Below are 14,487 nucleotides of genomic sequence, written 5' to 3' on the forward strand. Positions count from 1 at the left end.
TTGTAGCACAGCAAAAATGAAAGACTATGCAATTAATCTCAAAGAAAAATCTATAGTAAAAGCCCACTCTATTTTAAAAATAGAGTGGGCTTTATCTTTATATTAATCATATGTATACTAGTTAGTTTTATTTAAAAATTCAAGAACCTTGTTGAAAGTATCTTGACCTGCTGAAGTATTCATTTTAAATTGAAATTCATGTCCTAACTTACCAGAAATATTTTTATCAAAGAAAAGACTATCTACTACTACACCTTCACTTTGTAAAGCAGAAACTAATGCTTTCCCTTGATTTTCAAATGATGCAGTATTACCATCCGTTATAAAAGTTGGTGGATAATTTTTTGTAACATGATCTAAAATTGAGGCTATTTTCGTTTCGTTTAACCCTTCCCAATTTTTTTCACCTAAATACGCCCAACCAGCAGTACGCATAAATTCTTGTATTTCTTTAGTTGATTCTATTTTAGCTAATCCAGACATACTATATGGACCACAAAATAACAATACACCCTTTATTGTTGTAGGGTCAACAATAGGGTCAATTCTAGCTAACTTCGCATATTCTGTAGATGTTTGAATATTTACGAATTGACCAGATATTTGTGCTCCAGCAGAATCTCCTGCAAAATATACACGATCTAATTTCAAGTCATATTTTTTAGTATTTGCTTTTATATATTCATAAGCTTCACCTAATTGCAGTACTGGTGTAGGATATTGTTTTTTAGGAGCAAGAGCATAGTTTATATTTATCACTGTATAACCACGAGCTGCCAGCTCTACTGCATAGCCTGTGATATCTGATTTATCACCTCCGACAAATCCACCTCCATGTACCCAAAAAATAACAGGAGTTGTTTCTCTATGATTTTTGGGATAAACAAGATCTAATGTGCCATCTGGAAATTTAGAATTATAATTGATATCCTTAACGATTATTGTTTCTTTTAAGGCATTTTCATAATTAGTGGCCGGTTCAAACATCCCACCCTCAAATGCTTTTTTAATTATAAATGCTTTTGGAACTGGTGAAAGGTTCCAATAACTGAATCCTACGAGACCCAACGCCAAAAATATTATAAGAAATATAAACATTCTTTTTTCCATAAACCTTTAGGCTTTTGTTGTTTTATTTTCATTTTTAAATTTTCTCCGTTCCTTAGGCATCTAAACTCAGCCTTTCCTACGAAAATACTTTTATTCATTTAGTTGCTGTATAGTTTGTTTTGTCTTTTCTAATTGTTTTACTGTTAACTCATATTGAGATGATGAGTATGCAAAGAAGACAACATCAATTACTAACAGTTGTGCAAATCGAGAACTAGTTGCCGCACTTCGAATTTTCGCCTCAGGGGCACGTGCCGTAAATAAAGATACATCTGCTAACTCAGAAATTTTACTGCTTCCTGAACGAGAAAGGCTAATTGTTTTCAATCCTAGCTTTCGGGCTGCTTTCATTAGCTCTATTACATCACTTGTTTCTCCACTATAAGAAATCCCCCAAAACAAGGCATTTTCTGATTGAGTAGTCAAGGCGACCGCTAACAAATGTCGATCTGAAATTGCATAAGCTTTTTTACCTAAACGAATCCATTTCTGTGCTACATCCTCTGCGATAAGAAAAGATGCCCCTACTCCATAAATGTAAATAACTTCTGCATCTTTTAGGAATTCGACTGCTTTTTCAATAGATTTCGTTTCTAATTGCCCCACTGTATCATGAAGTGTTTGTACTGTATTAGATAATGTTTTATCAATTATCGATTGCACTTTTTCATCAGATTCAATATCAAAATAACCGACATGATGTATATGCTGTATTTCAGCATATAAACGTGCTTTCAAGTCTGGAAAACCCGTTACCCCTAATGACCGACAAAAGCGAACAACAGCTGCACTACTTGCCTCTGCTTCTTTTGCTAATTGATGTATTGTCATTTGAGTTACCTCTTTAGTGTGAGAAAGCATATATTGTGCTATCTTTTTCTCGGAGACAGGTAGCTCATCTAAAACTAATTCTATTTGTGTTCGAATACTATTTACCGTCAATCATTCCAACTTCTTTCCATTTTTTTATTTAACTCCATCAATTTATTTCTTCTATAAAAAGTTCACCTATTACTCTCTCTTGATTTACTTACTATTTTACGACTTTTTGCAATGTAACGAGAACAAGTTTTTGTAATTGGATCTTATCAGATATCTATAGTATACAAAAAACGTAGATTTATGCCTACCGACATTCATCTCCCACCTAAAATTGGTGTTTCACACCTTCTCGTTTATGAGGAAGGAGTCTACTGTTGTAGAAGAAAAAAGTACGACTATCCAAAGGATTAATCGTACTTTCACAAAATTCCGCACTATTATTCTTGTTCCACCATTGCTTCTTTTGGTACACCAAAGAAATATGTGAGAATAAATCCAGCAGCATAGCCTGCAAATAATCCAATAACATAGTTCAACCATGCTCCGTTTGCAATCAATGGAACTAATGCTATACCAGAAGGTCCAATTGCAATTGCACCAACATGCCCTAATAGACCTATAACTGCTCCACCAATACCTCCGCCGATACAAGCGGTAATAAACGGACGTCCTAGCGGTAATGTTACACCGTAAATAAGTGGTTCACCAATCCCAAGGACACCAACTGGAAGTGCACCTTTTATCATATTTGTTAATGATTTATTCTTTTTACAGCGAACCCATAATGCAATTGCGGCCCCAACTTGTCCAGCACCTGCCATTGAAAGAATAGGAAGTAATTGTGTTGCACCTGTTGAATTAATCATTTCAATATGAATTGGTATTAATACTTGGTGTAGACCTAACATAACAAGCGGTAAAAACGCCGCTCCAAGCACAAATCCTGAGAATACACTACCATGTATCAATACCCAATTAATTGCACCAATTAAATTATTTGATATAAAACCAGCTAATGGCATAATCAAGAAAATTGTAATCAACCCAACTACTAACAATACAATTGTGGGTGTAACAATAATGTCTACCGCATCTGGAACAAATTTACGTAATTGTTTTTCCACAATTGATAATATCCAAACAGCTAATAGAACACCAAGTACACCACCTTGACCTGGTGATAATGGCTCACCATTGAATATGTTATTTATCGGAAAATCTGATGTTACTCCTGTTAAAAGAGTTACCCCACCAATAACTCCACCTAGGGATGGAGTTGCTCCAAATTCTTTTGCTGCATTAATTCCTACATAAATAACCAAGTAACTAAATATCGCATTTTTAATAACATTAAAAATCGTTACATACTGCTGCCATGTAGTACTGTCTAAGTTTCCTGCAGTAATATTATTTGACAAAATCGATGCAATACCAGCGATTAAACCTGCTCCAACAAAAGCTGGAATTAAGGGAATGAAGATATTTCCGATTTTTCTTAAAAAAGATTTGAAAGGTGTATTATTTTTTTTCTTTTGTTCCGCCTTCATTTCTGCACCTTTTGCTTGTAAATCTTCAGCTGAAGGTGCTGTTGAGGTAACAACCGCTTCTTTCCCTTGTGCTACAACAATATTGAACTGTTCTGCTACTTTTGTAACAACACCTGGCCCAAGAATAATTTGATATGTCTCATCATCAACAACTCCAAGAACTCCGTTAACTTTTTTTACAGCTTCTTCATTTATTTGCTTCCGATTTACCGGTGTGATTCGAAGACGTGTCATACAATTTGTATAAGATAATACATTATTACTTCCACCAATAGCTTCTAATATTTCTAATGCTATATTATTATATTTACTCATGATAAACACCTCGCTCGTTTTGGCTATTTAACTGCTTGACGAATAAAACCTTGAGTCTCTTCTAATCGCTGTATAGCTTCTTCTTTTGAAAAACCTGCTAAAATCATTACAATTGCAACCTTTGGCTTATTATCAGCCTTAGATAAATATAACTCCGCTGTTTCATAGTCACAGGATGTAGCTTCCATTACAATACGTTTTGCACGTTCTACGAGTTTTTCGTTTGTTAATTGTACATCCACCATTAAATTCCCATATACTTTCCCTAATCCAACCATGGATGCTGTTGACAGCATGTTACAAATTAATTTTTGAGAAGTACCAGATTTCAATCGAGTAGACCCAGTTAATACCTCTGGTCCATTATTAACCTCAATCTTAATTTTTGCCTCTTTTCCAATTGCGGAACCCTTATTACAACTTACAGCTACTGTTTGCGCCCCAATAGAGTTCGCGTATTCTAAACCGCCAATTACATAAGGAGTACGTCCACTAGCAGCAATTCCAACTACAACATCTGTATTTTTTAGTTGAATGTTCTTTAAATCCTGAATTCCTAATTCTTTACTGTCTTCTGCACCTTCTACCGCTTTGATAAAAGCTTTCTCACCACCAGCAATTAATCCAACTACTTCTTCAGGGTCTGTCCCAAAAGTTGGTGGGCATTCAACAGCATCTAGCAAACCAATGCGACCACTTGTTCCAGCACCAACATAGATTAAGCGGCCCCCTTTTCTTTTTGCTTCTACAATCGCTTTTACTGCTGTTGCAATTTGCGGGAGTTCCAACTTTACTCTGTCAGCTACTTTTGCATCCTCTTCATTCATGATTGTAAGAAATTCTATTATCGACATCTCATCTAAGTTCATGGTTTTATCATTACGAGCTTCTGTTGTTAAATTTTCTAACATATATACCACCCTTTTTCATGGAAATTTTTTATTTATATCCTTTCACGGAAACGTTTTCTTTATTACAAATATAGAATAGCATTATTGAAACTTAATTTCAATTATTATTTTTTTATTTGAAATTTAATTTCAAAAAATATTAAGTCCTCAGTAAAATGAAGGAGATTTTTTTGTAACATATGCACTCTAATGAGTGTCTTTCACTGATTTAATAACTATCGATGTATAGATAATGAAATGAATTTTCCTTACGCAAATATGTAACTACCAAAGGTTTCTAAAGAAATGAAATAACCTGAATCTATAAAAATATAGAATTCAGGTTTCTTAGTTTTAATGATGATATTAGGAATTTTTCGAAATCCTCCAACTCCTAAGATTTTATTATTATGGTGTATATGGATTTGGCATATTTTTCAATTTTGCAAATATTCTAATACTTATGTGTAAGATGACGTAAATATTTTTATTAAACAAACCCCCAGATCTAAATGCATATGATATACATGCTCAAATTACTTTCACTTCATAATTGTTTTTTCTGTTTATTCCTCAAACATCATTCATACTACCATCAAAATATTCTTGGTTATTATACGTGATAACTAAGTGAAAATAGTAACAGACAGCAACCACAATCTTGTTTGGATCTTTGAGGGAAACTAATTCAGATAATAATTGTTGATTTATTTCCATTTGGAATGATAAATTAATTAGATAATAGCTATTATCTAATTATATTCAAGCCTGAAAGTTCACAGGATTGGAACATTTATCCGAATGCAACTAAACTAAAATAGTAAATGTACTGATACTCTTTCAGCGAATGTATAATGGCCTTTGTTAGGATTTAATGTATAACTGCAAAAATCTTCATAAAGGAGCAGTACCCATCGCTATTAAGCTAAGGTTATGAAGTATCCTCTAATAGGTAGCACCACATCACCATTAAGCTAAGAAATACAAATCCCCCCCAAAACGAAAAAATAAGCTGTCTTCTGTCAAAAATACATGAACTTTTCAGCTTGAGGTGTTATAAAATTCTTAAGTTGCTAAGTTTGGGCAATTCCCCTATACGGATAAAGCGTAAAAAAGTAGTAAAACAAGCGATTATAAAAGTGTTAGTACTGCTATATAAGTAACAAATGTTATATTAGTTAGAACGTACATGCTACTTTAACAGCCTTTTCAAGACCTGTGGCAATAATTTTGTCTGCTTTATCTAGGAATTGGATGTGACCTTCAATCACTACTTTCTCCATATCTTTTACACCGAAGAAGCTCATCCTACTGATAAGAGAGGGAAAATTATTGTTTTGACCGAACGAGGTTGGTTAGTTGTAAAAGCGAAAGAGAAGATACTAACTGAAATTGAACAACGTTGGATTACAAACATAGGTACCGAACGAATGCAAATGTTGAAAGAGGATTTAACTAAATTAGTGTATGAAGCAAATGAATGTAATTTATCACCTAGGTTAAGGCCTGTTTGGTAAATATTGATTTTAAAAGGTGGCCTAACAGCACGCCCATTAACTTAAAAGCTTGAACTCCCCCCACTTTCACTTCGTTTAGAAGTGAGGGATTCCTAAGTAAAGAGTTCTATCGAACTCTAATTGATTAGGCTATCCCCGCAGTCCTTGCGGTTAGAAGCCTTATCGCTTCATTCTTTAGATTGATACTTGCGTTAATATCCCTATCATGGTGTGTACGACAAGAAGGACAGTCCCATTCACGTAGGTTTAGATTTTTAACGTTTTTATTTTGATATCCACAACAAGAACATAATTGGCTGGAAGCAAATGTTTTCGATACGACAATGACTTGTTTGCCATACCATTTTGCTTTATATTCCAACATGGTTCGAAACTGTGACCAAGACACCTCACTAATTGCTTTTGCTAACTTATGATTCTTTAACATATTCGATACTTGCAAATCCTCTATACCGATAACATCGTGGTTTTTGATGATTTCGGTTGAGATTTTGTCCAAGTAATCTTTTCTAGCATTTGATATATATTCATGAATTCTAGCTACCTTTACTCGTTGTTTATTCCAGCGAGAAGATCCTTTCATTCTTCTAGAAGGAACACGCTATGCTTTCGCCAACTTAGCTTCTAATGATCGGAAAAACTTTGGATTTTTATAGGGTGTTCCATCTGACAAAATAGCGAAATCTTTTAGTCCTACATCTATTCCAATGTAAGACTGTGTTTTCGGAAGTTCTTGTACTTCTGTTTCAACTAATAGTGACACAAAATATCTTCCAGAAGGGTTTCGTCTAACAGTCGCATTTACAATACGTCCCTCTACTTCGCGACTTTTAGCAAATCGAACAAGGCCTAGTTTCGGCAACTTTATTTTGTTCCCTACAACGGCAATATTTTCATTTGTTTGTTTTGTGGTGTAAGATTGTACGTTGTTCTTCTTAGATTTAAAGCGCGGTGCGCTGTTTTGTTTTTTGAAAAAGCGCGTATAAGCATCCGCAAGGTTGCGAACAGACGACTGAATCGCAATACTATCCACTTCTTTTAGCCAAACAAACTCTTTGAGTTTGGCAGAGCATGTACCATAGGTCAAGCCTTTTCCTGTCTCTTTGTATGCGTAATCCCATAAGGATAGGAAATGATTGAATACAAAGCGGGAACAACCAATCGTTTTGTTGATTAGAATTGCTTGTGCTTGATTTGGATAGATACGAAACTTATAGACCTTATTGATCATCATTTCATTCACCTCCATTTCGGTATATAACTATACACCAAACGTACATTCGACAGATGGTGAAGTAACACTTTCTGTATGTCGAACAATTAAGATGGCTTCCTGCCATTCCTTGTTCGAAGCCAATTCATCTCCCACCCACTCACTGGGCTAGGACCCTTCACGCTCCTTGAGGAAGGAGTCTTCTTGGCTAAAATGATAAAATTCCCCATAATAATAATAATAAAACACTCTATTTTTTGTAGAAATATATAGAAAAGATGGCGTATTAGCGCAAAAAATTGAGATACGTGATTGTTTTATGATAATTTGCTATAGATTACCGTGTTCAATTAGCTTATCAATTATTTGGCGACAATTATTTATAATCTGTTTACGTCTAAAATAATTTCCTTTTTGATGCCTTGTTGCAGTTTAGTTTTTAGCATTACTATGGCTTTTCATATAATAGATACAAATTTACGCTTATACGATTAATTTTACAATAAAAAATACGCAGCTAACTAAAAATAATATTTTGTAGAAAAAAACATTAAATGTAGTGTTAAATATCTTAAGTAGATATTTGGTTAAGATTAGATTATCTAACGTGGATTTTTGATGCAATACTATATATATTAGCTTGGTCTTCCACTTTTGCTTTTTTGGTGCTACACCACATCGTCATCAAGCTAAAATTTTATAATACCCACACAGAACGGAAATTTGTACTAACTTGTAACAATACAGCTCATTTTTTTGTTTTAGGGTATTTCCTCGATGGGTATGTAAGGTGACCTCTACTTAATTATCAAAAAAACATTAGCCTATAATTGTATACACGTTAATTACAATGACTTAACGATGCCAGTATCATAATGAATCCCTCCTTCTCCTCTTTTTATCAGTATTGTTAGGTAAAGGGGGCCAGGCACAAAAACAGGTTGTGGAGAAAGTCTTCTTCACAACCTGAGGGTAAGTTATATATCCAAATATGACCTGTTCTTTTAACTATTTAGTCTTTTATAATCTGTTATAGTCGATATAACTAGAGTCATAGTAAATCCACTGACCTGTTCCAATTCTTAGCCAACCATTCTTTTCTTCATATACTGTAACTTTTTCGCCTTTACTTGTCTTTCTAACAATAGAATAGTTTGTACCTGACCCGCTTCGAACATTTACCCCAATACCATTAATTTGAGCCGTTCCAACTACCTTTTCAACACTGCCATTTTCAATTACTTGTAGCATATTTAGAATGAATGTTGCTGTTTCACCACGAGTTGTTGTTCCTTTAGGGTCGTATTGATTTTCACCCTTACCTTTGACAATACCTAAGCCATACAATCTTTGTACATCTTCTTTATAGCTAATTTGGTCTTTGTCTGAGAATGGTAGGTTTACAACTGGTCCCCATATACCTTTATACTGTAAAGCCTTGTTTACAATAATTGCTGATTCTTCTCTTGTAATAGGTGTGTTTGGGTCAAAATAACCATCTCCTCTACCTTGAATGATACCTGCACTTGCAGTACGTTTAATACCATCTCGTAAAGTTGAATTTGCATCGTTTAGGTCTTTAAATGAAGCATCTCCAGCTGGCAGGTTTAGAGATTTAGAGATTAATTGAGCAAATTCGGCTCTTGTTATCGCTCTATTGGGTGCGAAAACTCCGTTTCCTTCCCCTATCATAATACCCCTTCTATTTAACTCTCGAATAGCTTCTTCATACCAACCTCCTGTAATGTCATCTTTTGGTTGATAAAGATTATTATAATATCCCTCAACGCTATTTACGAATACATCCCATTGCCCATTATTAATCATGTTAGCAGGGCAGATTTTACCGCTCCATTTTTGGTGTTTTACAATGTTATTTAACGGTACACCAGTTTCTTTCATTAAATAAGCTACAAGTTTCTTAGCGTTATCTACTGCTTTACTGTAGTTTCCGTCACTGTTAACTGCGATTTCAATTGCAATAGATTCTCTATTACCTGGACCATCACCGTCTCCTGCGTGCCATCCGTTCTCGTTTAATGGTAGATGTTGATAAATCTCTTTATCGTCTACTGTAAAATGCCACGATGCAGCTCGTTCCGTGTTACCTACTGCTTGGTTATATAGGTATTGAGCATGGTTTCTAGCACCTGCTCCTACACTTGTATTATCAGTCTCATGAATTGTAATATACTTTGGACTCATGTAGTTTTGAGGGCGAATATTATCGTTACCTGTTGGAACAATCCATTCAGTGAATGGAACACCGTTTATTGTACTAGAGGTGCTAGGTGATATGGGAGACAGACTACGTTTTGTTCTGTTTGAATTGTTAGGAACAGTTAATGTGCCTGTTTCTTCATGAATATCCTCTGAGCGTTGAAGACTATCTGCTTTCTTATTGTCGACAGTACCTCCACCACGTCCGTCTACCTCTTCAAAACTAGCTTCAATACTTTTTAAAGCCTGTTCATCTGTTGTTTGAATTTGGTCTGTGTTACCTTGCACTTGAAGGCTTGTAGATTGCTTAATGTTTACTGATTGTTTTTCCTCTGCAAACGATACCAATGGTGAAGATAATACCGTTAATCCTGCCGTGAATGCTACTACTTTTTTATTAAATTTAATATTCATTTTGAATTTGGTATATCTTACTACTTTAATAGATATACCTTCCTCCTTGTACTTCTTTTAGTCTAAATAATAGTGTGAATAATAGTTTAAATAATCATAGCCTGACCCTCAAAGATAATAGATTGATTTTCCAATTCGTATAATAAACCGAAACCTTTAAGTCCTACTAGATATATCAGTATTTCAGAATTATAACACAGCACGATTGCAAAAATATAATTAAATAACATGAATAATTTATAATGTATAAAACGATTCTGGTGCAAAAATCCCAAGGCTCTTTCAAGTAATATCCTAATCTTGAACACTGATATGTATGATTCTAAAAAAGGTGCGTGATTGGTATAGAAAAGGAAAATTTGTTTAAATGGAGGCATTATCAGCCTGAATTAATCCAATTAATAGTAAGTTTGGTACCTACGGTACAATTTGAGCTTCCGTAACCTGATGGAATGCGACTTAAACAAAAAAAGTACATGAATAACATAGTAGAACAAGAGCATTGCCTAATTAAGAAGCAATGTTCTTGTTTTATACTACAAATATTTTGAAACAACTACATTAATTCTTTCTGAAGTAGAATCCGTGCATCTTCTTAAAAAGAACAGATTTATCTACTACTGAACCAGTCTGTCCAAAACTCAAACAATTAATATATCAATTGTTTGTATTTGCAGCAAAAAATCCCCCCTTCTTTTCATTATATTATTTCTTTTTACCTAGCGATTTAAGACCACGTTTAATAACATCATAGAAACTTAGAGATTGTGCCATATGACCTGGATCTACATATTCTCGTATAGCCCGAAGAACTTTCTTAGGTTCCTTAGAAGAAAAGGTGAAGATCCCATTTCTCTTGGTTTCAATAGCATAACGTGGAATCCATTTCCCCTTAAACATTACAGAAGCTATAACGTAATCTACTTCCTCCCACGGAATTTGAATAAATTTATGCGTATCACGAGAATTATAAAATTCAAACCCTTTATCACCAATCATAATTTTTCCATAGTCTGTAAGTTCCGTAAAAGCGGTAGCATCTATTACTAAATCTACCTTTGTATTAATTGATTGAACCATCATATCCACTCCATTTCATTTATCCTATTTATAATTCGTAACTTCAAACAATTAAGTCAATACAAAAAGTGGCTGAAACGATAATTCCCAGCCACTTTTTGTATACGAACTATTATCGATTCACAGGCTACTAATCTACACTTCAATTTCAACAATTCCTAAATATTGAACTACCCCCACTTTCACTTCGTTTAGAAGTGAGGGATTCCTAAGTAAAGAGTTCTATCGAACTCTAATTTATTAGGCTAACCCCGCAGTCCTTGCGGTTAGAAGCCTTATAGCTTCATTCTTTAGATTGATACTTGCGTTAATATCCCTATCATGGTGTGTATGGCAAGAAGGGCAGTCCCATTTACGTAGGTTTAGATTTTTAACGTCTTTGTTTTGATATCCACAACAAGAACATAATTGACTGGAAGCAAATGTTTTTGATACGACAATGACTTGTTTACCGTACCATTTTGCTTTGTATTCTAACATGGCTCGAAACTGTGACCATGATACCTCACTAATTGCTTTTGCTAACTTATGATTCTTTAACATATTCGATACTTGCAAATCCTCTATACCAATAACATCGTGGTTTTTGATGATTTCAGTTGAGACTTTGTCCAAGTAATCTTTTCTAGCATTCGTCATGTATTCATGAATTCTAGCTACCTTTATTCGCTGTTTATTCCAGCCAGAAGATCCTTTCATTCTCCTAGAAAGAACACACTGTGCTTTTGCCAACTTCTCTTCTAACGATCGAAAAAACTTCGGATTTTCATAGGGGGTTCCATCTGACAAAATGGCGAAATCTTTTAGTCCTACATCTATTCCAATGTAAGAATGTGTTTTCGGAAGTTCTTGCACTTCTGTTTCAACTAACAATGAAACAAAGTATCTACCAGAAGGGTTCCGTCTAACCGTAGCATTTAAAATACGTCCCTTTACTTCACGACTTTTGGCAAATCGAACAAGACCTAGTTTTGGCAATTTTATTTTGCTTCCTACAACGGCAATGTTTTCATTTGTTTGTTTTGTGGTATAAGATTGTACGTTGTTCTTCTTAGATTTAAAGCGCGGTGCGCTGTTTTGTTTTTTGAAAAAGCGCGTATAAGCATCCGCAAGGTTGCGAACAGACGACTGAATCGCAATACTATCCACTTCTTTTAGCCAAACAAGCTCTTTCTTCATGGCAGGTAGTTTGGCAGAGCATATACCATAGGTCAAGCCTTTTCCTGTCTCTTTGTATACATGATCCCATAAGGATAGGAAATGATTGAATACAAAGCGAGAACAACCAATCGTTTTGTTGATTAAAATTGCTTGTGCTTGATTTGGATAGATACGAAACTTATAGGCTTTATTAATCATTATTTGATTCACCTCCATTTCGGTATATGACTATTATATACCAAACGTACATTCGATAGGTAGTGGAGTAATACTTTCTATATGTCGAACAATTAAGATGGCTTTCTGCCATCCCTTGTTCGAAGCCAATTCATCTCCCACCAACTCACTGGACTGTGACCCTTCACGCTCCTTGAGGAAGGAGCCTTCTTGGCTAAAATGATAAATCTTAATAATTGAATTCTTGAGCAACTTAAATTATAAAAGTCCGATTACGTGACCAACTACCCCAACTACGAATAATGAAAGAATAATAACAATTGGGCTGACTTTTTTCTTCAACAACCACATGCAGAAGAATGTCAGAAGTAATGCAGCTAAACCAGGAATCAATTGATCTAAGTTATCTTGCAAGGTAGTTACTTTCGTAGGTGACAGTGCCATTCCTGAGTTTACTTGTTCAAAAGATTGACGAATCCCTTCACCATTTCCAGGAAGTTTGTCCCACTCAACATACGCACCTTTATCTAACTGAACTTCAGATACAACTGGCTTGAATTTAATTGACACCCACCGTTCCACCAAGGCTGCAAGTACAAACATACCAAGGATTGATGCACCTTTTGTAATATCTTGTAATAACCCACCTGAAAGATCATCAGTAATTTTAGAACCGGCTTTATAACCAAATTCTTGTGTATACCACATAAATCCCCAACGAACCAGATTCCAAGCTAAGAAGAAAAGGATTGGCCCAAGGATATTCCCCCCCATTGCTAATGATGCTCCTAAAGCCCCTAACATTGGACGTAAAGTAAACCAGAATACCGGATCACCAACACCAGCTAAAGGACCCATCATTCCAACTTTAACCCCCTGAATTGCCACATCATCAACTTCTGCACCATTAGCACGTTCTTCTTCAAGTGCTAATGTAACTCCTAGAATTGGTGAAGCAATATAAGGGTGTGTATTGAAGAATTCCAAGTGACGTTTTAATGCTGCTTTTCGATCTTCTTTTGATTTATATAACTTTTTAATCGCTGGAATCATCGAGAAGGCCCAACCACCATTCTGCATACGTTCGTAGTTCCAAGAACCCTGAATAAATGTAGATCGCCATGCAACGGCTAAACGATCTCTTTTTGTTAATTGAATTTTTTCTGCCATTTGTCTTCTCCTCCTGAATTAATAATCGTTTAAGATATCGTCAAGCGGGTCACCAGAGTTACCTCCACCACCATTTGAAGAACCACCCATTTTAGAAAGACTCAAATAAATAAGAGCTAAAGCCACACCCAATGCACCAAGAGCAATAAGTGTTAATTGAGAAATTGCAGCTATTACGAAACCAATAATGAAGAATGGCCATACTTCTTTTGTTGCCATCATATTAATAACTAATGCATAACCAACAGCAACAACCATTCCGCCACCAATAGCCATTCCATCAGTTAACCATGCAGGCATTGATTCCAAGAATCCTTGAACGCTTTGTGCAGGGATAAATAAAAGTGCTCCGGCAGGAATCGCAATTCGGATACCTTGTAAACACACCGCAGCGATGTGTAACACTTCAATTTTTTTTATATTTCCTTCTTCAGCTGCCGTATCCATCATGTGTACAATAGGAACAGCAAGTGTACGAACAATCATTGTTAAAAAAAGTCCTGCTACTGCAAGTGGTACCGCTACTGCAATTGCTGATGCAACACCGCTAACACCTTGTCCGCCTAATACTAAAATGATTGCTGATGCAACTGATGCCAATGCAGCATCCGGCGCTACGGCTGCTCCAATATTTGCCCATCCAAGTGCAATCATTTGAAGTGTACCGCCAAGAACAATACCCGCCTCCAGGTTACCTGTTACTAAACCAATTAGTGTACATGCCACTAGTGGTTGATGGAATTGAAATTCATCTAATATTCCTTCCATACCGGCTAGAAATGCAATTAGTATCACTAAAATTATTTCTATAGTAGACATTATGATCCCCCATTTCATTAAATTTGCTATGT

The 14,487-nt window shown here is 35.3% G+C and carries 8 protein-coding genes and 5 pseudogenes; 2 read left to right on the forward strand and 11 right to left on the reverse strand.

All coding sequences use genetic code 11. The features are described 5' to 3' along the window. Positions 1-117: 117 nt before the first annotated feature. The 5 genes and pseudogenes from NST86_RS31175 to NST86_RS31195 form a co-directional block, all read right to left on the reverse strand. A pseudogene (locus NST86_RS31175) lies at positions 118-1,142 on the reverse strand (alpha/beta hydrolase). Between the two features lie 58 nt (positions 1,143-1,200). Continuing rightward, complete coding sequence (locus NST86_RS31180) at positions 1,201-2,052, reverse strand: MurR/RpiR family transcriptional regulator (protein WP_098676389.1); 852 nt, start codon at positions 2,050-2,052, stop codon at positions 1,201-1,203. Positions 2,053-2,369: 317 nt separating this feature from the next. Beyond that, positions 2,370-3,794, reverse strand: coding sequence for a PTS transporter subunit EIIC (locus tag NST86_RS31185; RefSeq protein WP_098676388.1), 1,425 nt, complete (start codon positions 3,792-3,794; stop codon positions 2,370-2,372). A 23-nt stretch (positions 3,795-3,817) separates the two neighbouring features. Beyond that, entirely contained in the window at positions 3,818-4,705 is an 888-nt protein-coding gene (gene murQ / locus NST86_RS31190; RefSeq protein WP_086423543.1) for an N-acetylmuramic acid 6-phosphate etherase, read from the reverse strand. Positions 4,706-5,862: 1,157 nt separating this feature from the next. Continuing rightward, positions 5,863-5,997 (reverse strand): annotated as a pseudogene (locus NST86_RS31195) (ACP phosphodiesterase); the annotation flags it as partial. Here NST86_RS31195 and NST86_RS31200 point away from each other — a divergent pair. Further along, positions 5,983-6,201: pseudogene (locus NST86_RS31200) on the forward strand (MarR family winged helix-turn-helix transcriptional regulator); the annotation flags it as partial. The pseudogenes NST86_RS31195 and NST86_RS31200 overlap by 15 nt on opposite strands. Positions 6,202-6,325: 124 nt before the next feature. Here NST86_RS31200 and tnpB (NST86_RS31205) read toward each other — a convergent pair. Together tnpB (NST86_RS31205) and NST86_RS31210 are read right to left on the reverse strand one after the other, a co-directional pair. Next, positions 6,326-7,432, reverse strand: a pseudogene (tnpB, locus tag NST86_RS31205) (IS200/IS605 family element RNA-guided endonuclease TnpB). A 1,002-nt stretch (positions 7,433-8,434) separates the two neighbouring features. Beyond that, positions 8,435-10,048, reverse strand: coding sequence for an S-layer homology domain-containing protein (locus NST86_RS31210; protein WP_340935225.1), 1,614 nt, complete (start codon positions 10,046-10,048; stop codon positions 8,435-8,437). A 344-nt stretch (positions 10,049-10,392) separates the two neighbouring features. Between NST86_RS31210 and NST86_RS31215 the strand changes: the two are divergent. After that, a pseudogene (locus tag NST86_RS31215) lies at positions 10,393-10,501 on the forward strand (IS6 family transposase); the annotation flags it as partial. 252 nt (positions 10,502-10,753) lie between these two features. On the opposite strand, the gene NST86_RS31220 reads toward NST86_RS31215, so the two are convergent. The 4 genes from NST86_RS31220 to NST86_RS31235 form a co-directional block, all read right to left on the reverse strand. Further along, complete coding sequence (locus NST86_RS31220; RefSeq protein WP_240384014.1) at positions 10,754-11,131, reverse strand: DUF956 family protein; 378 nt, start codon at positions 11,129-11,131, stop codon at positions 10,754-10,756. A 237-nt stretch (positions 11,132-11,368) separates the two neighbouring features. Then, positions 11,369-12,487 carry an IS200/IS605 family element RNA-guided endonuclease TnpB gene (gene tnpB, locus NST86_RS31225; RefSeq protein WP_176342995.1) on the reverse strand — a complete coding sequence of 373 codons (1,119 nt, stop codon included), beginning with the start codon at positions 12,485-12,487 and terminating at the stop codon, positions 11,369-11,371. A gap of 237 nt (positions 12,488-12,724) precedes the next feature. After that, positions 12,725-13,636, reverse strand: coding sequence for a PTS system mannose/fructose/sorbose family transporter subunit IID (locus NST86_RS31230; protein WP_000818327.1), 912 nt, complete (start codon positions 13,634-13,636; stop codon positions 12,725-12,727). Positions 13,637-13,654: 18 nt separating this feature from the next. Next, positions 13,655-14,455 (reverse strand): PTS mannose/fructose/sorbose transporter subunit IIC, encoded by an 801-nt coding sequence (locus NST86_RS31235; protein ID WP_000103758.1) that lies wholly within the window; start codon positions 14,453-14,455, stop codon positions 13,655-13,657. Between the last annotated feature and the right edge of the window lie 32 nt (positions 14,456-14,487).

The sequence above is a fragment of the Bacillus sp. FSL L8-0199 genome (assembly GCF_038005705.1).
GTDB classification, from domain to species: Bacteria; Bacillota; Bacilli; order Bacillales; family Bacillaceae_G; genus Bacillus_A; species Bacillus_A cereus.

What these genes read in the sequence shown, in the direction of transcription:
- NST86_RS31185 (WP_098676388.1), bottom strand. Translation starts at nt 3,794, where the DNA reads ATGAGTAAATATAATAATATAGCATTAGAAATATTAGAAGCTATTGGT.
- murQ (WP_086423543.1), bottom strand. Translation starts at nt 4,705, where the DNA reads ATGTTAGAAAATTTAACAACAGAAGCTCGTAATGATAAAACCATGAAC.
- NST86_RS31210 (WP_340935225.1), bottom strand. Translation starts at nt 10,048, where the DNA reads ATGAATATTAAATTTAATAAAAAAGTAGTAGCATTCACGGCAGGATTA.
- NST86_RS31220 (WP_240384014.1), bottom strand. Translation starts at nt 11,131, where the DNA reads ATGATGGTTCAATCAATTAATACAAAGGTAGATTTAGTAATAGATGCT.
- tnpB (WP_176342995.1), bottom strand. Translation starts at nt 12,487, where the DNA reads ATGATTAATAAAGCCTATAAGTTTCGTATCTATCCAAATCAAGCACAA.
- NST86_RS31230 (WP_000818327.1), bottom strand. Translation starts at nt 13,636, where the DNA reads ATGGCAGAAAAAATTCAATTAACAAAAAGAGATCGTTTAGCCGTTGCA.
- NST86_RS31235 (WP_000103758.1), bottom strand. Translation starts at nt 14,455, where the DNA reads ATGTCTACTATAGAAATAATTTTAGTGATACTAATTGCATTTCTAGCC.